The 23,641-nt window shown below is 70.7% G+C and carries 18 protein-coding genes; 15 read left to right on the top strand and 3 right to left on the bottom strand.

What is annotated here, in order from left to right:
* Positions 1–4 precede the first annotated feature (4 nt).
* From ABGB19_RS03750 to ABGB19_RS03765, 4 genes are all read left to right on the top strand, one after another.
* Positions 5–754 (top strand): FCD domain-containing protein, encoded by a 750-nt coding sequence (locus ABGB19_RS03750; RefSeq protein WP_347684119.1) that lies wholly within the window; start codon positions 5–7, stop codon positions 752–754.
* Positions 755–817: 63 nt separating this feature from the next.
* Positions 818–1,147, top strand: a complete 330-nt coding sequence (locus ABGB19_RS03755; protein WP_347684121.1) for a metalloregulator ArsR/SmtB family transcription factor — start codon at positions 818–820, stop codon at positions 1,145–1,147.
* A gap of 172 nt (positions 1,148–1,319) precedes the next feature.
* Complete coding sequence (locus ABGB19_RS03760) at positions 1,320–2,801, top strand: PGRS repeat-containing protein (RefSeq protein WP_347684123.1); 1,482 nt, start codon at positions 1,320–1,322, stop codon at positions 2,799–2,801.
* 94 nt (positions 2,802–2,895) lie between these two features.
* Positions 2,896–5,802 (top strand): BTAD domain-containing putative transcriptional regulator, encoded by a 2,907-nt coding sequence (locus ABGB19_RS03765; protein WP_347684125.1) that lies wholly within the window; start codon positions 2,896–2,898, stop codon positions 5,800–5,802.
* 67 nt (positions 5,803–5,869) lie between these two features.
* Here ABGB19_RS03765 and ABGB19_RS03770 read toward each other — a convergent pair whose 3' ends face one another.
* Positions 5,870–6,379, bottom strand: coding sequence for a hypothetical protein (locus ABGB19_RS03770; RefSeq protein WP_347684127.1), 510 nt, complete (start codon positions 6,377–6,379; stop codon positions 5,870–5,872).
* Positions 6,380–6,522: 143 nt separating this feature from the next.
* Between ABGB19_RS03770 and ABGB19_RS03775 the strand changes: the two genes are divergently transcribed.
* From ABGB19_RS03775 to ABGB19_RS03795, 5 genes are all read left to right on the top strand, one after another.
* The gene (locus ABGB19_RS03775; RefSeq protein WP_347684132.1) at positions 6,523–9,408 is read left to right on the top strand and encodes a BTAD domain-containing putative transcriptional regulator; all 2,886 of its coding nucleotides are present in this window, start codon (positions 6,523–6,525) and stop codon (positions 9,406–9,408) included.
* A gap of 119 nt (positions 9,409–9,527) precedes the next feature.
* Complete coding sequence (locus ABGB19_RS03780; protein ID WP_347684135.1) at positions 9,528–10,964, top strand: PGRS repeat-containing protein; 1,437 nt, start codon at positions 9,528–9,530, stop codon at positions 10,962–10,964.
* 97 nt (positions 10,965–11,061) lie between these two features.
* The gene (locus ABGB19_RS03785) at positions 11,062–11,898 is read left to right on the top strand and encodes a methyltransferase domain-containing protein (RefSeq protein WP_347684137.1); all 837 of its coding nucleotides are present in this window, start codon (positions 11,062–11,064) and stop codon (positions 11,896–11,898) included.
* Positions 11,899–11,900: 2 nt separating this feature from the next.
* Positions 11,901–12,854, top strand: a complete 954-nt coding sequence (locus ABGB19_RS03790; RefSeq protein WP_347684139.1) for an LLM class flavin-dependent oxidoreductase — start codon at positions 11,901–11,903, stop codon at positions 12,852–12,854.
* A gap of 33 nt (positions 12,855–12,887) precedes the next feature.
* Positions 12,888–13,982, top strand: coding sequence for a HoxN/HupN/NixA family nickel/cobalt transporter (locus tag ABGB19_RS03795; RefSeq protein WP_347684141.1), 1,095 nt, complete (start codon positions 12,888–12,890; stop codon positions 13,980–13,982).
* On the opposite strand, the gene mtr is transcribed toward ABGB19_RS03795, so the two are convergent.
* Both mtr and ABGB19_RS03805 read right to left on the bottom strand, forming a co-directional pair.
* Positions 13,979–15,394, bottom strand: coding sequence for a mycothione reductase (mtr, locus tag ABGB19_RS03800; RefSeq protein ID WP_347684143.1), 1,416 nt, complete (start codon positions 15,392–15,394; stop codon positions 13,979–13,981). The genes ABGB19_RS03795 and mtr overlap by 4 nt on opposite strands.
* A 5-nt stretch (positions 15,395–15,399) precedes the next feature.
* Complete coding sequence (locus ABGB19_RS03805; protein WP_347684145.1) at positions 15,400–16,419, bottom strand: alpha/beta hydrolase; 1,020 nt, start codon at positions 16,417–16,419, stop codon at positions 15,400–15,402.
* A gap of 89 nt (positions 16,420–16,508) precedes the next feature.
* Between ABGB19_RS03805 and mqo the strand changes: the two genes are divergently transcribed.
* The 6 genes from mqo to cobA all read left to right on the top strand — a co-directional run bounded on the left by mqo (position 16,509) and on the right by cobA (position 23,620).
* The gene (gene mqo / locus ABGB19_RS03810; protein ID WP_347684147.1) at positions 16,509–18,008 is read left to right on the top strand and encodes a malate dehydrogenase (quinone); all 1,500 of its coding nucleotides are present in this window, start codon (positions 16,509–16,511) and stop codon (positions 18,006–18,008) included.
* Positions 18,005–18,451: a GNAT family N-acetyltransferase gene (locus ABGB19_RS03815; protein ID WP_347684149.1), complete on the top strand. Its 447-nt coding sequence runs from the start codon at positions 18,005–18,007 to the stop codon at positions 18,449–18,451. Before mqo ends, ABGB19_RS03815 begins: the two co-directional genes overlap by 4 nt.
* Positions 18,448–20,262 carry a magnesium chelatase subunit D family protein gene (locus tag ABGB19_RS03820; RefSeq protein ID WP_347684151.1) on the top strand — a complete coding sequence of 605 codons (1,815 nt, stop codon included), beginning with the start codon at positions 18,448–18,450 and terminating at the stop codon, positions 20,260–20,262. The genes ABGB19_RS03815 and ABGB19_RS03820 overlap by 4 nt, the downstream gene beginning before the upstream one ends.
* A 34-nt stretch (positions 20,263–20,296) precedes the next feature.
* A complete protein-coding gene (gene cobO, locus ABGB19_RS03825) occupies positions 20,297–20,911 on the top strand; it encodes a cob(I)yrinic acid a,c-diamide adenosyltransferase (protein ID WP_347684153.1) in 615 nt (204 codons plus the stop codon).
* Between the two features lie 103 nt (positions 20,912–21,014).
* Positions 21,015–22,385: a cobyrinate a,c-diamide synthase gene (locus ABGB19_RS03830; protein WP_347684155.1), complete on the top strand. Its 1,371-nt coding sequence runs from the start codon at positions 21,015–21,017 to the stop codon at positions 22,383–22,385.
* Between the two features lie 29 nt (positions 22,386–22,414).
* The gene (gene cobA, locus ABGB19_RS03835) at positions 22,415–23,620 is read left to right on the top strand and encodes a uroporphyrinogen-III C-methyltransferase (RefSeq protein ID WP_347684157.1); all 1,206 of its coding nucleotides are present in this window, start codon (positions 22,415–22,417) and stop codon (positions 23,618–23,620) included.
* Positions 23,621–23,641: the final 21 nt, after the last annotated feature.

The following is a 23,641-nucleotide window of genomic DNA, read 5'->3' on the forward strand; positions in this document are numbered from 1 at the left end:
AGCCATGTCGGCCCACCCGGACGCTCCACTGTCCCAGGCAGGCATCGCCGCCGAGGCGGCGGCCGAAGCTCTGCTGCGACCGGTACGGCCGGGCAACGCGTTCGAGGACACCGTCGGGCGGCTGCTGCAGACGATCCGGCTCGGCGTGCTGCGGCCCGGGGAGTGCCTGCCGCCGGAGCGCGAACTCGCCGCACGGCTCGGCGTCAGCCGCGACACGGTCCGGGAAGCAATCAAGTCGCTGGCCGACGCGGGCTACCTGGTGTCGCGGCGCGGCCGCTACGGCGGCACGTTCCTGGCCGACGAGCTGCCGCGGCACACGGGCAGCGCGGCCGGCATCACCCGTGCGGAGATCGACGACGCGCTGCGGCTGCGCGAGATCCTGGAGACCGGCGCGGCGCGCATGGCGGCCGCCCGCACCCTCACCGCGGCCGAGCGGGAGACGTTGTGGTCGCGACTCACCGACGTGCGCGGCGCCGCGCCGGATGACTACCGGCGCCTCGATTCCCGGTTGCACCTGGCGATCGCCGAGGCGGCTGGGTCACCGTCGCTGGTGCCGCTCGTCGCGGAGAACCGGATGCGGCTCAACGCCCTTCTCGACCAGATACCGCTGCTGTCGCGCAACATCGCGCACTCCGACGAGCAGCACGAGGCCATCGTCATGGCGATCCTCGCCGGCGACGGAGGCGGTGCCGCCGAAGCCATGCGCGCCCACGTCGCCGGCTCGGCCGCCCTGCTGCACGGCTTCCTCGACTGAGTGCGCGGCATGTTGCGCGTTCGTCCACCCGCGAGCGTGCGCAACGGGTTTACATTGAGACACGTGAGCGAGCCAGGAAGCCAGTCGACGGTGGACCGTGCGTCCTCGGCGCTGGCCGACGTCGACACCGCCGTGTGGACCCAGCGCTTCGACCTGCTCTCCGATCCGAACCGCTTGGAGATCCTGCTCACCCTGCATCGGGCGCCGGGCATCTGCGTCGGTGACCTGGCCGCGGTGTTGAACCGCTCGGAGAACGCTGTGTCACAGGCACTTCGAGTACTCCGGCAGCAGGGCTGGGTGACATCGACGCGAGTCGGCCGGGCCGTGAGCTACCGGCTGGAGGACGAGATCGTCCACGATCTCCTGCACTGGATCGGCGCTCGGCACGGCTGACCGGACTGCACCCGGACCGCGCGCTCCAGGGCTCGGAGCCAGTTCTGAGATGCACAGTCAAGCGCCTGACCTGCTGATTTAATCGCGGCGCAACAGTCACTACACCGCGGCCCGGCACGGTGAGACGGTCCACATCGGCCGGTGAGAGGCCGTCGACCCGGGGAGCAGGAAAATGACGAGTTCCGCGATCATCATCAATACCACCGGGCGCCCTGTCACACCCGCCCGCCACGGGGGGTGGATCGGAACGCTGGCGCTGACCCTGGGCGTCGGCATCGCGTTCGCGCCGCCCGGCGCCTACACCGTCACGCCACCCGAACGCGTAAGTGTGCAACTGGCGGTTGCGGCACCCGCGGCCGACAGCGTGATACCCGGCGCGTGGCAAGCGCCACCGGCGACCTCGGCGGGGGCCGCGTCGCCCGGAGGCGGCACACCGGCCCGGAAGACCGCGCAACCGGCTGGGGGCAAGTCGCTGGGACCGGCCTCGGATGTGTCGTTGCGGTCAGCCGAAAACCCCTCGCGGGAACCCGCTTTCGCTGCTCAGACGCGGCTCGCGCAGGGGCCGGGCGCCTTGGTGTTCAAGCCCGCGACCCGGCATACCATTGCCGCGCCGACCGGCGTCGGGTCGTCGAGCGCCATGGCGTTTCAGCCGAGCGGAACCAACTTGGCTCCCGGCGGAGACCCGATCACCGCGCTCATCTCGGTCTTCATCAGCAACGGTGACGAACCGGGCGAGAACGGCGGGTTGCTCATCGGCAATGGGGCGCGCGGCGGCCCCGGCCAGAACGGCGGTCGTGGCGGCCTGTTGTTCGGCAACGGCGGCAAGGGCGGCGACGGCACGGTGAGCGGTCAAAAGGGGGGCAACGGAGGTGACGGCGGAATCTTCGGCAACGGCGGTGCGGGCGGATACGGCGGCGCCGGCGCGGCCGGCGGCAACGGCGGCAACGCCGGCGTGTTCGGCAACGGCGGTGTCGGCGGGACCGGCGGAGCCTCGGTTGTCCAGAACGCCGCCAACGCGGTCGCCGGCCGCGGCGGGAACGGCGGAGCCGGCGGCACGATCAGCGGGAACGGCGGGAACGGCGGACCTGGTGGATACGCGGAGACCCAGGGTGGCACCGCCTACGGCGGTGACGGTGGCAACGGAGGTGCATCGGGCGCGTTCGGCGACGGCGGCAACGGCGGTCAGGGCGGCAACGCGGGCACCGGGTCGGGCACGGCCTACAGCGGCGGTGGTGGCGTCGGCGCCGACGCGGACATCTACGGTGCCGGCGGGGACGGCGGTAGGGGCGGGTACGTCACATCGGGCAGCGGCTTCGGTGCCGCCAACGGCGGCGGAGTCGGAGGGAACGGCGGCGATTTCGGCGGAGCAGGCGGCAAGGGAGGCGACGGCGGCAACGCCACCAGCGAGTCGGGTGGGGCCAAGGCCGGTTTCGGTGCCAACGGAGGCGACGGTGGGCCCGGTTCGCCCGGAGGCGACGGGGGTGACGGCGGCACCGCGAAGTCGACGACCGGGCAGGCCGAAGGGGGACCGGGCGGGGATGGCGGCGCCGGCGGCAGCGGCGCCTCTGGTGGCACCGGTGGCACAGGAGGCACAGGCAGCGGAGGACCGGGCAGCACGAACGGTCAGAACGGCGCGGACGGTGCTGACGGCTAGCACCATCGCCCCGAATGGCGCCTGCACTCACGGCAGGCGCCATTCGGGTTGTTTACCCCGCGCAGCGCCTCCATCTGGGGAACGCTGGACACCGATGTCGGTCGAGTTCCGTCTGCTGGGTGAGGTGGAGGCCCTCGTGGAGGGGCAACCCCTCGATATCGGGCATGCCCGGCAGCGGTGTGTGCTGGCCTGCCTGCTCGTCGACGTGAACCGGCCCGTGTCTCCCGCTCAGCTCATCGACCGCGTGTGGGCCGACGACCCCCCGCACCGGGCCCGCAATGCGCTGGCCGCCTACATCTCCCGACTCCGGCAGGTGCTCCCCGATGACGTCGCGATCGTCCGCGGACCGGGTGGGTACACGCTGTCGGCGGTCGCCGGCTCGATCGATCTGCACATCTTCCGGGACCTGGTCGCCACGGCACGGCGCGCGGACCGTTCCTCGGACGCCGCAACGCTTTTCGAGCGTGCGCTGAGCCTGTGGGGCGGTGTGCCGTTTGCCTCGTTGGAGACGCCGTGGGCCGACGACATGCGAACCGCGCTCGAGGCCGAACGGTTCGCGGTCCAGCTGGACCGCAACGACGCTGCCATCGACGCCGGCCGCCACGGCGGTCTGCTCGCCGAGCTGGCGAGAACCCTGCAGGCCAATCCGCTCGACGAGCGTGTGGCCGGGCAGATGATGTTGGCGCAGTACCGCAGCGGCCGGCAGGCCGATGCGCTGGAAACCTATCGGACGGTGCGCAATCGGCTGGTCGAGGAACTCGGCGTGGATCCGGGTCCCGGGCTGCGGCGGATGCACGAGCACATTCTCGACGGCGAGGCGGCGGCCGAACCCGTCGCCGCCGACCCCGCGACGGTGCCCGAATCAGCGCCGGCGCAGGGCCGTCGTACCCCGCCGGCCCTGCCGCGGCGGGTGGCCAGCCTGGTGGGCCGTGAACGCGAACTCGACGAGGTCGCACGCGCCCTGGCCGCAGCCCCCCTCGTCACGCTGACCGGCGTGGGCGGCGTCGGCAAGACGACGCTCGCCTTCGAGGCGGCACACCGCCTGCAGGGTGCGTTTCCGGACGGCGTCTGGATCGTCGAACTCGCTCCGGTCGACGACGCCGCCGCGGTGGGCCATGCGGTCGCGGCGACGCTGTGGTTGCGTCCGCGGGCGGGCATCGGGATCGACGAGGCGGTGATCGACCACCTGCGCGGGCGCCGACTGCTGCTGGTCATGGACAACTGTGAACACCTGCTCGACGGTGCGGCACGGCTCGTCGACCGGATCACCCGCCACTGCCCGCAGGCCGCGGTGCTGGCCACGAGCCGGGAGCCGCTCGGGATCGAGGGGGAGCGGCTGCTGCCCGTCGACCCACTGCCCACACATGAGGCCGCTCGCCTGTTCGCTGACCGCGCCAAGTCGATCAGACCCGATTTCGACCTCGACCGCGAACCCGTCGGAGCGGTGGCCGAGATATGCCGCCGGCTCGACGGCGTCCCGCTCGCGATCGAGCTCGCCGCGGCGCGCATGCGGGTGATGGGCAGCCTCGACGTCGCGCGTCGGCTCGACCGGCTGCGGCTTCTGCGCGGCGGAAGTCGCGGAGCCCATCCGCGACAGCAGAGTGTCGCCGCCACCATCGACTGGTCCTACCGGCTATTGGACGAAGCGGAACAGACGCTCTTTGCCCGGTTGTCGATATTCGCAGGCAGTTTCGACCTCGATGCCGTCCACGCGGTGTGCACGGAGGACGGTGCAACCGAAGACGACACACTCGACCTATTGACGGGGCTGGTCGACAAGTCGATGGTGACGGTGCGCGGTGGGCTCGGCGGTGTCACCCGCTACGGGGTACTCGAGACGCTCCGCACCTATGGGCGAGAGTTGCTGTACCACAGTGGAATCGAAGACAAGATTGCCTCGCGTCATGCGCGGTACTACATCGAGTTGATCCAGCGGGCCGAGCGTGGGATGCGCGGTGTCGACGAACCGGCATGGGTGCGGCGGATGGTGCCCAACGCGCGAAGTACCTTCACCGCGCCCGACTACGACAACGTCCGGACGGCGTTTGAACGTGTGCTGGCCGAGGGCGACATCGACCTGGCGTTGTGCTTGGTCACCTCGCTGCTGGAAGTGATGAACCGCATTGGGTACCACTCTTCGGTCTGGGTCGACCGCGTCGTCGGCCTCGCCGATCCAGACCATCCGCTCTTTCCCGCCGCCGTCGGTGTCGCGGCGCGCGCGGCATGGGTCCTGGACGATATGCCGCGGGCACGCTCGCTGGCCGCTCTGGCCCGCGAGCGCCCGCCCCCGCCGGGCGCCTCCTATCTCGGCTATCCGGGTGACGTGCTGGCGGATGCGGCCCTCTACGAGGGCGGCGCCGCGTCGACCCTTGCGCACTACGAGAACGAGGCGGTGGGTGCCCGCGGCGGTAACGACGCGCACCGGCTCACATGGATCCTCTACAACATCACGATCAGCCACGCTGCATTGCACCAGCGCGAGGCGGGCCTGCCGGTCGCTCAGGAAGCGCTGAAAGTCGCCGAGACGACGGCCAATCCGACCGCCCGGTCGATGGCCCGCTGCGCGTTGGGCCGCGCGTTGGCCGAGGCGGATCCGGACCGGGCGCTGACAGTGCTCCACGAAGCGGTCGAACTGGCGGGGTCGGTGGAGAACAATTGGCTGGTCGGTGTCGCCTGGACGGAGTCTGCCGCCATCAGGGCGGCACACGGCGATCCGACTGCCGCCGCACGGGTGCTGATCGACACGCTCGACCACTGGTGCCACGGCGGCCCCGGAATGCTTCCCCAGCAGTGGGATACGCTGCGCTCCGCCGCCCGGTTCCTGGTCCGCCTCGGCGCCGACGAGGAGGCGGTCGCCCTGCACCGGGCAGTCGTGGCCGCCGGTCACGAACCACCACTGAGCGATGCCCAATTGGTCGGCCGTCCGCCGATAAAGGGCGTCGTCCTCAGCGGTCCCGAGGCGGTCCACCTGGCACGCACGATGCTCGGGCGATACGGCTGAGCCAGCGGCACGACCTTTCCAGGAGAGGCCAAGGGTCCAGGGAGGGTTCGCTCCCATGAAGCGAGTGTCAGAACTCGCCGGTCACCACATTGGTGTTCTGCACACGGCTGCCGCAGTCGCCGTCGACGAAGCGGGCCCGAACGAACACCTCGTCGGTGCCGTCGGGGTCCTCGTCGAGAACGCTTGCCGGCACGACGAACTGCTGCAGGTACTCCAGCCCGCGGTCCGTCGCCCTGAGGAAGCCGTCGATGTCCTCGTGGACGCCGGGATAATTGCGGTCGAACAGGTACTGCTCGTTGCCGTCGTCACCCCAGACGATGTAGTGCATCCCGCCGCAACCCGCGGTGAGGTTGTTGAGGTACCCCACCGCGTCGGGCTCCTGCATCGGATACACGCCTTGCACGATCACCCGGTTGAAACCCGCCCCGGTGATGTTCTGGTCGACGATCGTGAGCATCGAACCGGGACTGGGCGACGGGGCGGCCGAGGCCGGCGCCACGCCGAGCGACAGGCCGGCGGTGGCGGTGTACACCGCGAGGCCGCCCACCAGTGTCATGAGCTTCTTGCGCTCGGTCATCTGCTTACTTCCTTCTTGGTAGTGGGCCCGCAAGGGCCGCTTTGTGGTTCGCGACCACCGTGCGCCGCGACGGTTCGGCGACGGTGCGGCATTCCTGAAATGTGCAGGCCAAGCCCACTGCACCGTTCGCCAGACACTCGCAGGTGACGTGGAGCAAGCTGTACCGCGTGGCGGTGGAGTTCCGGTTGCTGGGCGACGTCGAGGCCTGCCTCGACGGGCAGCGCCTCGAGATCGGCCACGTCCGCCAGCGCTGCGTGCTGGTCGCGCTGCTGGTCGACGTCAACCACGCGGTCTCGACGGACCAGCTGATCGACCGGGTGTGGGCGGACGAGCCCCCGCACAACGCCCGAAACGCGCTCGCGGCCTACATGTCCCGGCTGCGCAACCTGTTCGCCGACATCGACGACGTCCAGATCCTGCGTCAGCCCGGCGGATACCTGCTGTCGACCAACGCGTCGACGGTCGACCTGCACCGCTTCCGCCGACTGGTGTCGAGCGCCAGGGAAGCAACCGATCCCGCCGAGGCCGCGGCGCTGTTCGACGAGGCCCTGCAGCTGTGGCGCGGTGAACCGTTCGCCTCGCTGGACACCCCCTGGCTCTCCGAAATACGCAATTCGCTTGAGGTGGAAAGGTTCTCGGTCGTGCTCGACCGCAACGACGCGGCGCTCGCGGCCGGGCGGCACGCCCAGATAGTCGGGGAGCTCACCGCCGCGCTGCTCGCCCACCCGCTCGACGAACGCCTCGCGGCGCAACTGATGCTGGCCCAGTACCGCAGCGGTCGGCAGGCGCAGGCCCTGGACACCTTCCGGCAGATGCGCGACCGACTGGTCGAGGAACTGGGGGTGGATCCCAGCCGCCCGCTTCGCGACGCCTACCAGCGGATCCTCGACGGCGACCGGGATGCCCCGCCCGTCGCGACCGCCGCCGCGCCCGCCGCGCCCGTCGCACCGCCGTCGGAGCAGCGGCCGTCCACAGCCCTTCCGCGCCGGCTGACCACCTTCATCGGGCGCCAGGCCGAGTTGGAGCGGATCTGCGCTGCGTTCTCCGACGGCCCGCTGTTGACGCTGACGGGTGTCGGCGGGGTCGGCAAGACCCGGCTGGCGCTCGAGGTAGCGGCGCGTGTGGGCGAGCGCTTCGGCGACGGTGTCTTCCTGTGCGAGCTGGCACCGCTGGACGACGGCGCCGCAGTCGGGCACGCGGTGGCCGCCGCGCTTCGACTTCAGCAGCGCCAGGGGCTCGACATCGACGAAACGGTGATCGAGTACCTGGGCACCCGCGAACTGCTGCTGATCGTCGACAACTGCGAGCATCTGCTCGACGCCGCCGCCGCACTCGTCGACCGGATCGTCACACGCTGCCCGCGGGTGAGCGTGCTGGCTACCAGCCGGGAGGCGCTCGGCGTCGTCGGTGAGCGCCTCGTGGCGGTGCCTCCGTTGGACGTCGAGGATGCCGCGGTGCTGTTCGCCGACCGCGCCCGCGCGGGGCGGCCGGACTTCGACCTCGACAACGAGCCCGTCGGAGCCGTTGCCGAGATCTGCCGACAGCTCGACGGCCTGCCACTGGCAATCGAGTTGGCCGCGGCCAGGATTCGGGTGATGAGCAGCCTCGACCTGGCCCGGCGGCTGGACAGTCTGCGCCTGCTGCGGGGCGGTGTTCGGGGCGCGCTGCCCCGGCAGCAGAGCCTCGCGGCGACGATCGACTGGTCCTATCAACTGCTCGCGCCGCCCGAGCAGGCGCTGTTCATGCGGCTGTCGGTGTTCGCGGGCGGGTTCGACCTCGAGGCGGCGCACGGGGTGTGCGGCGACGACGACGTGACGGAGGACGACACCCTCGATCTGCTGACCGGCCTGGTGGACAAGTCGATGGTGTCGGTGCGCGGCGGCCTCGACAGGACCCGCTACGTCGTGTTGGAGACGCTGCGGGCCTACGGTCGGGAGCGGCTGGCCGAGCTGGGGATGGCCGACGCCGTCGCTGCCCGGCACACGGCCTACTTCACCGACCTGGCGCAGACCGCGGCTGCCGGTATGCACACCGCCGACGAGAAGGCGTGGGTGGACCGGATGCTGCCCGACTATGACAACCTGCGCGCGGCGTTCGAACACGCCATGGCCGCCGGCGACGTCGACTCGGCGCTGCGGCTGGTGACCTCGCTGTCCGAGTTCGTCCATCTGCGAATTGGGTTCGAGACATCGGGGTGGGCCGAGCGTGCGCTGCAAGCCGTCGGTGCCGAGCATCCGCTGTTCGCCGCAGCGGTCGGATTCGCCGCGCGCGGGGCGTGGAACCGTGGCGATCAGTCCCGGGCCAGGGCGCTGGCCTCGCTCGCCGACGGGCACCGTCCCGGCCGCGGCAACGGCCGCGTCGCGTACCCGGGTGACGTGCTCGCCGATGTGGCCCTCTACGAAGGGGATCCCGAGACCGCGCTGGCGCACTACGAAACCGAGATGCAGCTGGCCCGTCGCGACGAGGACCCGATCCGGCTGGTGTGGACGCTGTTCTACGTGGCGATCTGTCAGGCCGCGCTGCGCACCCCCGAGGCGGGCCGCGCCGCGGCACAGGAGGCGGTGCAGGTCGCCGAAGCCACGCGCAACCCCACGGCACGGTCAATGGCGCGCTACGCGCTGGGCCTGGTGCTCAAGAAGTCCGACCCGGACGCCGCGCTGGCGTTGTTCGACGAGGCGGCCGCGCTGGCGGCGGCGGTGCAGAACTTCTGGTGGCACGGCATCGCGCTGATGGAGGCGGCGGCGACGCGTGGCGTGCACGGCGAGCCCGCAGAGGCCGCGCGGGATTTCGTCGTCGTCCTGGACCACTGGGACCGGGTGGGGGACTGGAGCCAGCAGTGGCTCAACCTGCGGTACGTCACGCGGTTCCTGATCCGCATCGGTGCGGCGGACGACGCGATGGTGCTGCATCGGGCCCTGATCGGTGCGGGCAGGCAGTCACCGCTCGAATCGGGCGAGGTCGCCGACAAGGCCGCCGTCACCGGCGTCGAAGCCGTCGCACACGCCCGCGAGGCGTTGCTCCGCTTCTGAGCCGCAGACGGTCTCGACCTGCGGATTTCAGACCTTCGTCAGCTCTGCCACACGACCGCGTACGACGGTCTGGGCATCGACCAACCGGGGTGCCATCCCCTCGACCTTCGGAGCTGACAATGAACCGCTATCCCTGCATCGGGCGCGTCGGAGCCCTCGCCATCGCACTCGGCGTCGGCGGTGTCGTCGTCCCGACGTCGGCGACGCCGACCGTGACGGACCAGGCTGCGGCCACCCGAGCGGTGACCATGCACCACGTCTCGCACTCGAGCGAACCCGTCGCTGCGACAGCCGAACCCGTCGTGGCGCCGGCGAGGACAGCGGTGTTCGCAGTGCACGCCGCGGCGCCTGCGTCGTACACCGGGGCTGCGCCTGCCCGTGCGACGGTCGCCGATCACGGCAACGCGGCACCCGCCGCTGACGAGGGACCCGACTCGCCCCTGGTGGCCCTGTCGGGATCGCCGGCGCGGCGGACGGTCGCGCGCGCCTCGGTCCAGGCGCTCCCAGCCGCGGTCGCCCGCGATACGAATCGCGGCGCCGCACAACCGATCACCGGACTGCAACCGGTGGCCGGCGCCGACTTCGTGGCGGCGCTGGTCGGAGTCTTCGTCAGCAACGGCGACGAGCCGGGCGAGAACGGCGGCCTCCTCATCGGCAACGGCGCACCGGGAGCACCCGGGCAGGCCGGCGGCCGGGGCGGCCTGCTGTTCGGCAACGGCGGACGCGGCGGCGACGGCCTGGCCGGTCAGAAAGGCGGGAACGGCGGCGACGCGGGCCTGTTCGGTGTCGGCGGCGCGGGCGGCAACGGCGGCAACGCGGGCGGCAGTGGGGATATCACCGCGGCCGCAGGCGGCAACGGCGGCCGCGGTGGCCTGCTGTCCGGGCGCGGTGGCGACGGCGGCAGGGGTGGCGTCGCGGACGTCACGACCGGAACGGCGACCGGCGGAGCGGGCGGCAATGGCGGTGCTGCAGGCGTTTTCGGGGCGGCCGGCAACGGCGGCCTAGGCGGCGACGCTGCGGTCTCCCAAGGCACGGCTTTCGGCGGCAATGCCGGTGACGGCGGCGCTGCCGTCTTCGGCGCGGGCGGCAACGGAGGAGGCGGGGGCTACGCACTGAGCAACAACGGCGCCGCCGTCGGTGGTATCGGGGGCGACGGCGGCGACAGTCTGGCATCCGGCAACGGCGGCGACGGCGGCGCGGGCGGCACGGTGATCGGCACGAAGGATGTCAGCTACGCCGGCGAAGGCGGTCAGGGGGGCGACGGCGGCGTGCTGGGCGGCGACGGCGGCCAGGGCGGGGCCGGAGGTAACGGCTCGACCACGAACGGCTCCGCGTACGGCGGGCACGGCGGTGTCGGCGGAAACGGCGGCTTCGGCTCCGACGGCGGGGACGGGGGCACGGGCGGCACCGGCCGTTCACCGCTGGGCAACGGTCACGGCGGCAGCGGCGGCGACGGCGGCGACGGCGGCGTCGGTGGCCAGGGCGGAACAGGCGGCACCGGAGGGGCGGGAACCACCAGCAACGGCGGCAGCGGAGCCGACGGGGCCGACGGATAGTCCGATGACCAGGCCATTTCACGCTTCCCGAAGGAGCGCCGAAAGCCGGCCAACCACTCTGTGAAGTGCACCAATCGACAGCGAAGGAGATTCCGAGATGACCACCACCGACCTCGAAGCGGACCGAGCCCTCAAGGCCAAACACCGCGCGCTGTGGGCGTCGGGTGACTACCCGGCCGTCGCGGCCGAACTGATCCCCGCACTGGGGCCCGAACTCGTCCGGGCCTGCGCGATCAAACCCGGCGACCGGGTACTCGACGTCGCCGCCGGATCGGGCAACGCGGCCATCCCGGCCGCAGCCGCGGGAGCCGTCGTCACGGCCAGCGATCTGACCCCCGAACTGTTCGACGCCGGCCGTCGCCTCGCCGCCGAGCGCGGTGTGCAACTCGAATGGGTCGAGGCCGACGCCGAGGCGTTGCCGTTCGCCGACAACAGCTTCGACGTCGTAATGTCCTGCGTGGGCGCGATGTTCGCCCCGCATCATCAGGCGACCGCCGACGAACTGGTGCGGGTGGTCCGTCCCGGCGGCACCATCGGGATGATCAACTGGACCCCCGAGGGGTTCATCGGCAAGTTGTTCGCGACGATGAAGCCGTACGCGCCGCCGCCGCCTCCCGGAGCAGGCCCGCCGCCGCTGTGGGGCAGCGAGGACCACCTGCGCACGCTGTTCGCCGACCGCGTCACCGACCTGACGATGCGGCGCCAGACGGTGCACATCGACCACTGTGCGACGCCGATCGAGTTCCGGGAGTACTGGAAGCGCAACTACGGGCCGACCATCGCGGCGTACCGGTTCAACCAGGACCAGCCCGACCGGGTGGCCGCCCTGGACGGCGATTTCCTGAGCTTCCTCGCCGAGTGGAACCGGGCCGGCGGGCCGGAACGCACCGCCTACGACGCGGAATACCTGTTGGTCACCGCGACCAAGCGCTGACCATGACGCGAATCGGGATGTTCGCTCCGGTGGGTGCCTTCGCCGGGGCGAACGACGCTTCCGGTGCGGCGCTGAATCACATCGCCGAATCGGACGTCGACCATGTCTGCGTCAACGACCACGTGAGCTTCCGGGTGGGCGCCGGCTCCGATGCCCTGATCAACGCGGCATCGGTGCTGACCCATTACCGGCGGTTGTCGTGTTACGTCGCGCTGTACCTGCTGCCGCTGCGGCACCCGGTGACCGTGGCGCGTCAACTTTCCAGCATCGCGGAGTTGGCCCCGGGCAGGCTCATCCTCGGAGTCGGCCTCGGCGGCGACGACCGGCACGAAGTGGAGATCTGCGGGGTGGATCCGCGCACGATCGGCCGGCGAATGGACGAGTCGCTGCAGGTCCTGCGGGCGCTGTCCGACGGCGGCCCAGTCGATTTCGACGGCGAGTTCTTCTCACTGCGGGCGGCGCAGATCCATCCGGCGCCCACACCGCGGATCCCGCTGATCGTCGGTGGCCGGTCCGAGGCCGCGGTGCGGCGGGCCGGTCGGTTCGGCGACGGCTGGCTGGGTATCTGGGTCTCGGCGGGCCGGTTCGGTGCGGTGACCGACCGGGTCGCCGAGCACGCGGACGACGCGCAGCGGGACCCGAGCGGTTTCGAGCATGCGCTCAACGTCTGGTGCGGCTTCGGTCCGACGCGCACCGCGGCGCGCGAACCGCTCGCGTCGGGCATGCGCAGCTTCTACCGGATGCCGTTCGAACCCTTCGAGCGCTATTCGCCGTACGGGACGGCCGAGGAGGTGGCCGAGTTCCTGCACCTGTACATCGGGGCGGCCTGCTCGAGGTTCAACATCATCGCCTGCGCCGACCGGCACGAGACCGCCGTCGAGGGTGTCGCCGAGGTCCGGCGGCTGCTCGCCGCAGCTCCGAGCGGCGCTCGCGCGCATGAACATGTGTTCAGCTAGACAGGTGACGCCGCGCGCGCATAGGGTCGAGAGATGGTCGTCGTCGAGCAGGCACCCGCATCCGTTCGCAACCGGCTCGACGGCACGGATTGGACGACGATCGCCGCGATGGGCGCGGTTGTTCTGCTGCTGCACCTGTTCGGTTGGGCGGTGCTCGTCTTCGGCGTGGCGCCGCAACACATCACGCTCGGCTCGGCGGGCGTGTTCGGTGTCGGGTTGGGCGTGACCGCATACCTGCTCGGCGTGCGGCATGCGTTCGACGCCGACCACATCGCGGTGATCGACAACACGACTCGGAAGCTCGTCGGCGAGGGCAAACGATCCCTCTCGGCCGGCTTCTGGTTCTCGCTGGGCCATTCCACCGTCGTCTTCGGCTTGGCGTTGCTCCTGGCGATCGGCGTGCGTGCCGTGGTCGGACCCGTGCAGGACGAGGATTCGCCGCTGCTGCAGACCCTCGGCCTGGTGGGCTCCTTGGTGGCCGGCACCTTCCTCATCCTGATCGGGCTGTCCAACCTGTTCGCCGCGGTGGGCATCGCGAAGGTCTTCCGCCGCATGCGCAGCGGCGATTACGACGAGGCCGAACTCGAACGCCAACTCGAGCAACGCGGTCTTCTCGCCCGCTTGTTCTCCCGGGTGATGCGCCGGGTGAGCAAGCCGTGGCACCTGTACCCGGTCGGCTTGCTGATGGGGCTGGGGTTCGACACCGCGACCCAAGTGGCGCTGTTGGTGCTGGCCGCCGGAACCGCCGCCTTCACGCTGCCGTGGTACGCCATCCTGGTGTTGCCGGTTCTCTTCGCGGCGGGGATGAGCTTGTTCGACGCGCTCGACGGCATCCTCATGTCGAGGGCCTACGGCTGGGCATTCCTGCAGCCGGTTCGCAAGGTCTATTACAACCTGACGGTGACGGTGCTGTCGGTGGTCGTCGCGTTGGTCATCGGCGTGATCGTGCTCGCCGGGCTCGTTACGGATCGCCTCGGGATCGAGTCGGGTCCGCTGGCCGCGATCGGGTCGGCCGACCTCGAGTTCGTCGGTTTCCTGATCGTCGGGCTGCTGGTCGGGGCCTGGGTGATCGCCGTGGCGATCTGGCGTCTCGGCCGGGTCGAAAGCCGCTGGGCGTCAACGTCTTAGTGACGCCGTGACGGCGGCCACGGCGGTTCGCCGCAGAGCGCCAGCAGTGCGTTCTCGATGACCTCCGGCAGCGCGGGGTGGATCCAGTACTGTCCGCGGGCCATGTCCCGAGCCGGCAGGTCGAACGCCATCGCCTGGATGACGGGCTGGATCAACGACGACGCCTGGTGGCCCATGATGTGCGCGCCGAGGATGAGCCCGGACTCGTCGTCGACGATGATCTTGGCGATGCCGGTGGTGTCCTCCATCGCCCACCCGTAGGCGACGTCGCTGAAATCCTGGATCTTGACCTTGATGGTGTAACCCTGTGCGCGGGCCTGGTTCTCGGTCAACCCCACACTGGCGATCTGCGGGTCGGTGAACACCGCCGACGGCACATGTCGGTGGTTGGCCGGCATCATCGCCTCAGTGTCCTCCCAGTCCTGCAGGAGGTTGTGCTTGACGACGCGGGCCTCGTGGTTGGCGACGTGTTTGAGTTGGTGGTCCGACGACACGTCGCCGAGCGCGAAAATGCCGCGCGCCGTGGTGCGTTGGAACTCGTCGACGACGACCTGCCCGCTCGCGGTGACCTTCACACCGGCCTGTTCGGCGTCGAGGAGGTCGCCGTTGGGAGTGCGGCCCGTGGCGACCAGCAGGGTGTCGCCGCGCATCTTCGCCCCGTCGGTGCAGGTGACCTCGACACCGTCGCCGACCGCTCGCGCGTCGGCCAGTTCGTGGTGGTTGCGGATCTCCCACTTCTTGGCGGCGATGTCGGTGAAGCGCATGGCGATGTCGTCGTCATGCCCGCGCAGCAACGTGCTTCCGCGCAGCAGCAGCGTCACATGGCTGCCCAACGAGGAGAAGACGTGGGCGAACTCGCAGGCGATGAACCCGCCGCCGATGATGATCAGATGCTCGGGGACGTCGTCGATCCGCATGATCGTGTCGCTGGTGTGGTAGGGCACCCCGCAGGCGGTGACGGCCTCGGGCACCACCGCCCGCGAACCCGCCGCGATGACAACCTGATCGGCGGTGAACTCGTCGCCGTCTTCGGTGCGCAGCGTATGACGGCCGTCGGGTTTCGTCGGCCCGAAGCGGGTGTGGCTGGCGAACACCTCCACGTTCGGTGAGGAGCGACGGTAGTTCTCGCCGCCCAACGCCAGTGGGTCGATGCGTCCGAAGACCCGCGACACCATGTCGGGCCAGCGGACCCCGTCGACATGCGCGTCGACGCCGTATAGCGAAGACTCCCTCGCCTGTTGGGCCACTCCCGCCGCGTAGACGAACATCTTCGTCGGGATGCATCCGACGTTGAGGCAGGTGCCGCCGAAGACGCCCTCCTCACAGATCGCCACCGTCTTGTCGAGGTAGCGCTCGCTGAGGATGGAGTTGCCCGACCCGGTCCCGATGATCGCGATGTCGAAGTGCGTCATGGTGCTCAGCTTTCCTCGAATTGTCCAGGTGTGTCGGATGTTTCGCCGACGTACCACTCCAGCCAGCGGTCCAGCTCGCGGTAGGCCGCCTGCCGTGCCTCCGTGACCGACAGGAACACGTCGTGTTTGGCGTCGGGGACCGGTACGACGGTGGTGCGGTTCCCGATGCATCCGGCCCAGCGGGCGATCTGGTTGACGTCGAGCACCGCGTCACCACGCTGGATCTCTTCGATTTTTCGGGGGTCCCTCACCTCGCGCACGCTGCGGTCCGAGCGCAGGATCAGGTTCGGCACGCCGACGTCCAAGCCGCGGTGCAGCGTCGCGTGCCCGCGGCGGATCGCGTGGATCCAGCCGAGCGTGACCGGGAACCCGCCGACCGGCTTCCACTTCAGGTCGTAGTCGAAGTCGCCGTGGTAGTCGCGGTGCAGCGTCGTGCCGTAGCCGCCCTCGGTCGGTGAGCGCACCACCATCAGCTTGCGCAGCCGTGACGCCGCGCGGATCGCCGCGCCGGTCGGTGCGGTACGCAGAATCGCGGGGCCCTGCAGGTCCAGCCAAGGGCTGTTGAGCATGAGGCCGGTGACCCCCTTGCGCCGGGTGAGGCCGCGTCGGCGCAACCGGTCCAGCCACAGCGACACGACGAGCCCGCCGGCCGAGTGCCCGCACACCAGCACGTCGGCCGGCGCCTCGCCGGCGATGACGTCGAGCGCGCGCTCGAGTTCGGTGTCGTAGCGCGCCAGGTCGGTGGTGAAGTGAGGGGTCTGCCCCTCTCGCCAGGAACGTCCGCATTTGTGCAGGTCGACCGCGTAGACGGCGAATCCGCGCGCCGTGAGATGGTCGTCGAGTTCGGTGTTGAAGAAATAATCGGTGAACCCGTGCACCAGCAGCACCGCCCGTGCGGCCGACCGGTCGGGATTCTCGCGGCGCACGAGGGTGGCGACGAGCTCGCCCTCCCCGTCGGGATCCATGCCGAGCGCCATCGTGTGCTTCCGGTATCCGGGCAGCACATCCGCCTCCCATTCAGGCACGACAGCAACCCTAGTCGCCCACGCCGAGGGTGCCGGGTCGCCGGCGACGGCGTGATTGAGATCGCGCAGCGCGGGATAACCTGAGGATCGTGTCTGAGGACCTGACCAAGACCGACGTCGTGCTGGTCGGTGCGGGCATCATGAGCGCCACGCTCGGGGCCCTGCTGCGGCTGCTGGAGCCCAACTGGTCGATCACGCTCATCGAGCGGCTCGACGGTGCGGCCGCCGAGAGCACCGACGCATGGAACAACGCGGGCACGGGCCATTCCGCGCTGTGCGAGCTCAACTACACCCCGCAGAAACCCGACGGTTCGATCGACATCACCAAGGCCGTGCGCGTCAACGAGCAGTTCCAGGTGACGCGCCAGTTCTGGGCCTACGCCGTGGAGAACGGCCTCGTCGCCGACGCGCGCAGCTTCCTCAACCCCACCCCGCACGTCAGCTTCGTGCACGGCGCCGACAACGTCGGCTATCTGCGCCGCCGCTACGACGCCCTGGCGGCCAATCCGCTGTTCGGCACGATGGAATACATCGACGACCGCGACGAGTTCGCCCGCCGACTGCCGTTGATGGCCGCCAGGCGCGACTTCTCCGAACCGGTGGCGCTGAATTGGACGCAGGAGGGGACCGACGTCGACTTCGGTTCGCTGTCGCGCCAGCTCATCGGCTACGCCGCCCAACGGGGCATGACCACGCGGTTCGGCCACGAGGTGCGGGACCTGCGCCAGCAGTCCGACGGCTCGTGGACGCTCAAGGTGGAGAACCTGCGCACCGGCCGGACCAGCAAGCTGAGCAGCAAGTTCGTCTTCGTAGGCGCCGGCGGCGGGGCGCTGAACCTGCTGCAGAAGGCGGGCATGAAGGAGGCCAAGGGCTTCGGTGGTTTTCCGGTGAGCGGCAAGTTCCTGCGCACGGACGTGCCTGCGCTGACGGCGGATCACAAGGCGAAGGTCTACGGCCAGCCGCCGGTCGGTGCGCCGCCGATGTCGGTGCCGCACCTGGACGCCCGCGTCATCAACGGCAAGTCGTGGCTGCTGTTCGGGCCGTTCGCCGGCTGGTCGCCGAAGTTCCTCAAGCAGGGCGACGTCTTCGACCTGCCCGAGTCGATCACCCTGACCAACTTCGCGTCGCTGGTCAACGTCGGGCTCACCCAGTTCGGGCTGTTGAAGTACCTGGTCGGCCAGTTGATGCTGTCGGACGCCGAACGTATCGACTCGCTGCGCGAATTCGCGCCGGGGGCAAGGGAATCGGACTGGGAACTCAACGTCGCCGGCCAGCGGGTGCAGGTCATCTGCGGTAAGGGCGGCAAGGGCGTGCTCGACTTCGGCACCACCGTGCTGGCGGCCGCCGACGGCACGATCGCCGGACTGCTCGGGGCCTCGCCCGGCGCGTCGACGGCCGTTCCCGCGATGTTCGACGTCATGGCGCGCTGCTTCCCGCAGCGCTACGAGGCGTGGCTGCCCAGGCTTGAGGAGATGGTGCCGTCGCTGGGCCACCAGTTGGCCGACGAGCCCGCGCTGTTCGACGAAGTGTGGTCACACGGCACCCGGGTGCTGCGGCTCGACGCGCCCGCGGCAGTGGCGACCGGATGACGGTCGCGCTGCGCCGCAGCTGGTCCGCCGACCTTGACGCCGCGATGCTCTACGAGCTGTTGAAGCTGCGGGTCGAGGTCTTCGTCGTCGAGCAGGCGTGTCCGTACCCCGAACTCGACGGCCGCGATCTGCTGGCAGAGACGCGGCACTTCTGGCTGGAAACGTCTGCGGGGGAAGTCATTTCAACGCTGCGGCTGATGGAGGAACATCCGGGCGGGCACAAGGGCTTCCGCATCGGGCGGGTGTGCACCAAGCGCGATGCGAGGGGGCACGGCCACACCACCCGGCTGCTGCAGGCCGCCCTGGCCGAGGTCGGCGACTACCCGTGCCGGATCGACGCGCAGACCTACCTGGCCGAGATGTACGCCCGCCTCGGCTTCGTCCGTGACGGCGAGGAGTTCCTCGAGGACGGCATTCCGCACGTCCCTATGCTGAAGCCGTGAGCTATCCGTTCAGCGCGATCGTCGGGCACGACCGGCTGCGGCTGGCGCTGCTGCTGTGCGCGATCCGCCCCGACATCGGGGGTGTGCTGATTCGCGGGGAGAAGGGCACCGCCAAGTCGACGGCCGTGCGGGGTCTGGCGGCGGTGCTCGAGGCGGTCGACGGTGCGTCGCTGGTCGAATTGCCGATCGGCGCCACCGAGGATCGCGTGGTCGGCTCGCTGGACCTGCAGAAGGTGCTGCGCGACGGCGAGCACGCATTCTCGCCGGGCCTGTTGGCCCGCGCGCACGGCGGCGTGCTGTACGTCGACGAGGTCAACCTGCTGCACGACCACCTCGTCGACGTGCTGCTCGACGCCGCGGCGATGGGCCGGGTGCACGTCGAGCGGGACGGCGTCTCGCACAGCCACGACGCGCGCTTCGTGCTGATCGGCACGATGAACCCCGAAGAGGGCGAGTTGCGGCCGCAGCTGCTGGACCGGTTCGGACTGACCGTCGACGTGCGCGCCTCCCGCGACGTCGACGTGCGCGTCGACGTGATCCGCCAACGCATGGACTACGAGGCCGATCCCGCCGGTTTCGCCGAGCGCCATGCCGACGCCGACGCCGAGCTGGCCCGCCGCATCGCCGCCGCGCGCGCAATCGTGAGCTCGGTTTCCCTGCCCGACAACGAGTTACGCCGCATCGCGGCGTTGTGTGCGGCGTTCGACGTGGACGGAATGCGTGCCGACCTGGTGGTCGCAAGGACGGCCGTGGCGCACGCCGCGTGGCGCGGCGCCGACGACGTGACCGAGGAGGACATCCGCGTCGCCGCCGAACTCGCGTTGCCGCACCGCAGGCGTCGCGACCCGTTCGACGACCCCGGCCTGGACCCCGATCAGCTCGACGAGGCGATGGCGCAGGCCGGCGAGTCCGCCGACGACGAGCCGGAGCCCGACCCGCCCGGCGGGGGTTCGTCGGAGGCAGAAGCCAACGGCGAACGGCCGCAGAGCAATTCGGATGCCGCGACGCGACCCAGTGCGCCGCCGTCGGCGGTGTTTCGCACCCGCTCGCTGGTGGTGCCCGGGGTGGGGGAGGGCACCCCGGGTCGTCGATCGCGGGCACGCAACCGCACGGGCAAGACCGTCGCGGCCACGGCCGACCGTGAGGTCGGGCACGGCGTGCACGTGTTCGGCACGCTGCTGGCCGCCGCGGAGCGCCAACGTCAGCCGGGGCGGCCGCGGCCGCAACCCGGCGACGTGCGGGGCGCGATCCGCGAAGGGCGCGAGGGCAATCTGGTGATCTTCGTCGTGGACGCGTCGGGGTCGATGGCCGCGCGCGACCGGATGTCCGCGGTCGGCGGCGCCACGCTGTCGCTGCTGCGCGACGCCTATCAACGCCGCGACAAGGTCGCCGTCATCACGTTCCGGCAGCAGGAGGCCCGGCTGCTGCTGCCGCCGACGTCGTCGGTGCACATCGCCTCCCGGCGTCTTGCCCGCTTCGACACCGGCGGCAAGACGCCGCTGGCGCAGGGCCTGCTCGCGGCTCGCGACGTCGTGGTGCGCGAGAAGGCGCGCGACCGCGCGCGGCGCAGCCTGGTGGTGGTGCTCACCGACGGCCGCGCGACCGGGGGTCCGGACCCGCTCGGGCGGGCGCGCGAGGCCGCCGCGATGCTGGTCGCCGAGGGCGCGGCGGCCGTGGTGGTGGACTGCGAGACGTCCTATGTCCGGCTGGGTCTGGCCGAACAGCTGGCCGGCCAACTGGGCGCGCCCGCGGTGCGGCTGGCCCAGTTGCGGGCCGACAGCCTGTCCGCCGTGGTGCGCACCGCCGCCTGACCGAGGGCCACACGCAAGTAGGGGAGAGTCACGTATGCCGCAGGGCCAGCCGCTCACCGTTCCCGACGACGGCTTGACCACCCGCGCGCGCCGCAACGCGCCGCTGCTCGCCGTGCACACCGGCGCGGGCAAGGGAAAGTCGACGGCGGCGTTCGGCATGGCGTTGCGGGCCTGGAACCAGGGGTTCGACATCGCCGTGTTCCAGTTCGTCAAGAGCGCCAAGTGGAAGGTGGGCGAGGAGGCGGTCTTTCGTGAGCTCGGCGGCCTGCACGACGAGCACGGCGTGGGCGGCCACGTGGAGTGGCACAAGATGGGCTCGGGCTGGTCGTGGTCGCGCAAGCACGGCAGCGAGGTCGACCACGCCGCGGCGGCGGCCGACGGGTGGGCGGAGATCTCGCGGCGCCTGGCCGACGAGCGCCACGACTTCTACGTGCTCGACGAGTTCACCTACCCGCTGAAGTGGGGGTGGGTGGACGTCGACGAGGTCGTCGAGATGCTGGGCTCGCGCCCCGGCACGCAGCATGTCGTCATCACCGGCCGCGACGCCCCGCAGGCCCTGCTCGACGCCGCCGATCTGGTCACCGAGATGACGAAGGTCAAGCACCCGATGGACGTCGGCCGCAAGGGCCAGAAGGGCATCGAGTGGTGACCACCCATTTGCGCGAGCGTGCTTGTTTGCACACGACACGCCGCAGAAAAGCAGCACTTCACGCACGCCCGCGGAACGAGCGCGGGCCGATGCGAAGAGAGCGATGAGCACGCCCGGCGTCGTGATCGCCGCGCCCGCGTCGGGCTGCGGGAAGACCACCGTCGCGACGGGCCTGATGGGTGCGCTGCGGCGGGCGGGCCGGGCCGTCGCGCCGTTCAAGGTCGGCCCCGACTTCATCGACCCCGGCTACCACGCGCTGGCGACGCGACGGCCGGGCCGCAACCTCGACCCGGTGCTGGCGGGCGAACACCTGATCGGCCCGCTGTACCGGCACGGCAGCGCCAACGCCGACATCGCCGTCATCGAGGGCGTGATGGGCCTGTTCGACGGGCGGATCACCGACGAGACGGTGGGCACCGCGTTCGGCTCCACCGCGCACGTCGCCACGCTGCTGGGCGCGCCGGTCGTCCTGGTCGTCGATGCGCGCGGTCAAAGCCACAGCATCGGTGCACTGCTGCACGGCTTCTCGACGTTCGATCCGGCGGTGCGCATCGCCGGGGTGGTTCTCAACCGCGTCGGCTCGCACCGCCACGAGGAGGTGCTGCGCCAGGCGTGTGAGCAGGCCGGCGTCCCGATCTTCGGCGCGATCCCGCGAACCGACGAATTATCCGTTCCCTCGAGGCATCTCGGCCTGATCACCGCCGTCGAGCACGGCGCCCGGGCGCGCGCGGCGGTCGAGGCGATGACCGCACTCGTCGGGCGCCACGTCGACCTGGTCGGCATCGCCGGGCTGGCGCGCAGCAGCGTCGCCGACGAAGCGTGGGACCCGGCCGCGTGCACCACACGAACCGACGGCCACGCCACGGTGGCGCTGGCGTCGGGCAAGGCGTTCAGTTTCGGCTATGCCGAACACCGCGAAGTGCTCACCGCGGCAGGCGCCGAGGTGGCCGAGTTCGACCCGCTGGCCGATCCGCTGCCGCCCGGCACGTCGGCCCTTGTCCTGCCGGGCGGCTTCCCCGAGGAGTTCGTCGCCGAACTGTCGGCCAACGACGTCGTGCGTGCTCAGATCAAGGAACTGGCCGCGACCGGCGCACCCGTGCACGCCGAATGCGCCGGCCTGACCTACCTCGTCGACGACCTCGACGGCCACCCGATGTGCGGTGTGCTGTCCGCTTCGGCGCGCTTCACCGATCGACTCACGCTGGGCTACCGCGAGGCGATCGTCGTCGCCGACTCGCCGATGCATTCGATCGGCGACCGCACGATGGGTCACGAATTCCACCGCACCGCAGTCACATTCACCGGGGACTACCCACCGGCGTGGGTCTTCAGCGGCCGCGACACCAGCCGCCGGTCCGACGGGGCGGTGGAGGGCGGCGTGCACGCCGGCTATCTGCACATCCACCCGGCCGCGCACGCCCGCGCCATCTCCCGCTTCGTGGGTGCGGCCGCATCTTCCACGCTCGCCGGGTGACCGGCGATGGCACCCTCTAAGCTCGCCGGGTGACCGAGAACGCCTACCTCGTCGGCCTGCGGCTGGCCGGCAAGAAGGTTGTCGTCGTCGGCGGCGGCACCGTGGCCCAGCGCCGGCTGCCGCTGCTGGTCGCCAACGGCGCGGACGTCCACGTCATCACCCGCGAGGCCACCCCCGCCGTCGAGGCTATGACCGGAATCACACTGCAACTCAGGGAGTTTCGCGACGGCGACCTGGAAGGCGCCTGGTATGCGATCGCGGCCACCGACGATCCGGCGGTCAACGCCGCCATCGTGGCCGAGGCGGAACGCCGCCACATCTTCTGTGTTCGCGCCGACGTGGCCCGCGAGGGCACCGCGGTGACACCGGCGTCGTTCGACTACGAGGGCCTGTCGGTCGGCGTGCTGGCCGGCGGCGAGCACCGGCGCTCGGCGGCGATCCGCTCGGCGATCCACGAGGCGCTGCAGCAGGGGCTGATCGCGCAGGACGACAAGGCGACCCCGGGCGTGGTCCCCGGCGGCGTCGCGCTCGTCGGCGGCGGACCGGGCGATCCGGAGCTGATCACCGTGCGCGGCCGCCGGCTGCTGGCCAACGCCGACGTCGTCGTCGCCGACCGGCTGGCACCTGCCGAACTACTTGCCGAACTGCCTCCGCACGTCGAGGTCATCGACGCCGCCAAGATCCCGTACGGCCGCGCAATGGCACAGGACGCGATCAACGACGTGCTCGTCGAACGCGCCAAGGCCGGGAAGTTCGTGGTGCGGCTCAAGGGTGGCGACCCGTTCGTCTTCGCGCGTGGCTACGAAGAGGTGCTCGCGTGCGCCGAGGCGGGGATCCCGGTGACGGTCGTGCCGGGTGTGACGAGTGCCATAGGGGTGCCCGCGCTGGCGGGCGTTCCGGTCACGCATCGGCATGTGACGCACGAGTTCGTCGTGGTCAGCGGCCACGTTGCGCCCGACCATCCCGAATCGTTAGTGAATTGGAATGCCCTGGCCGCGCTTTCCGGCACCATCGTGTTGCTGATGGCGGTCGAACGCATCGAGCTTTTCGCCAAGGCACTACTCGAGGGCGGCCGACCAGCGGATACACCGGTGCTCGTGGTCCAGCACGGTACGACGGCCGCACAGCGGACTTTGCGAGCAACGCTCGCCAACGCCGCGGAGCGCATTCGGGAGGACGGAATCCGGCCCCCGGCGATCATCGTGATCGGGCCCGTCGCCGCCTTCGGCGGTTAAAGGATTCTTAAGATTACTGTA

The sequence above is a fragment of the Mycobacterium sp. B14F4 genome (genome assembly GCF_039871645.1).
Classification (GTDB): Bacteria; Actinomycetota; Actinomycetes; order Mycobacteriales; family Mycobacteriaceae; genus Mycobacterium.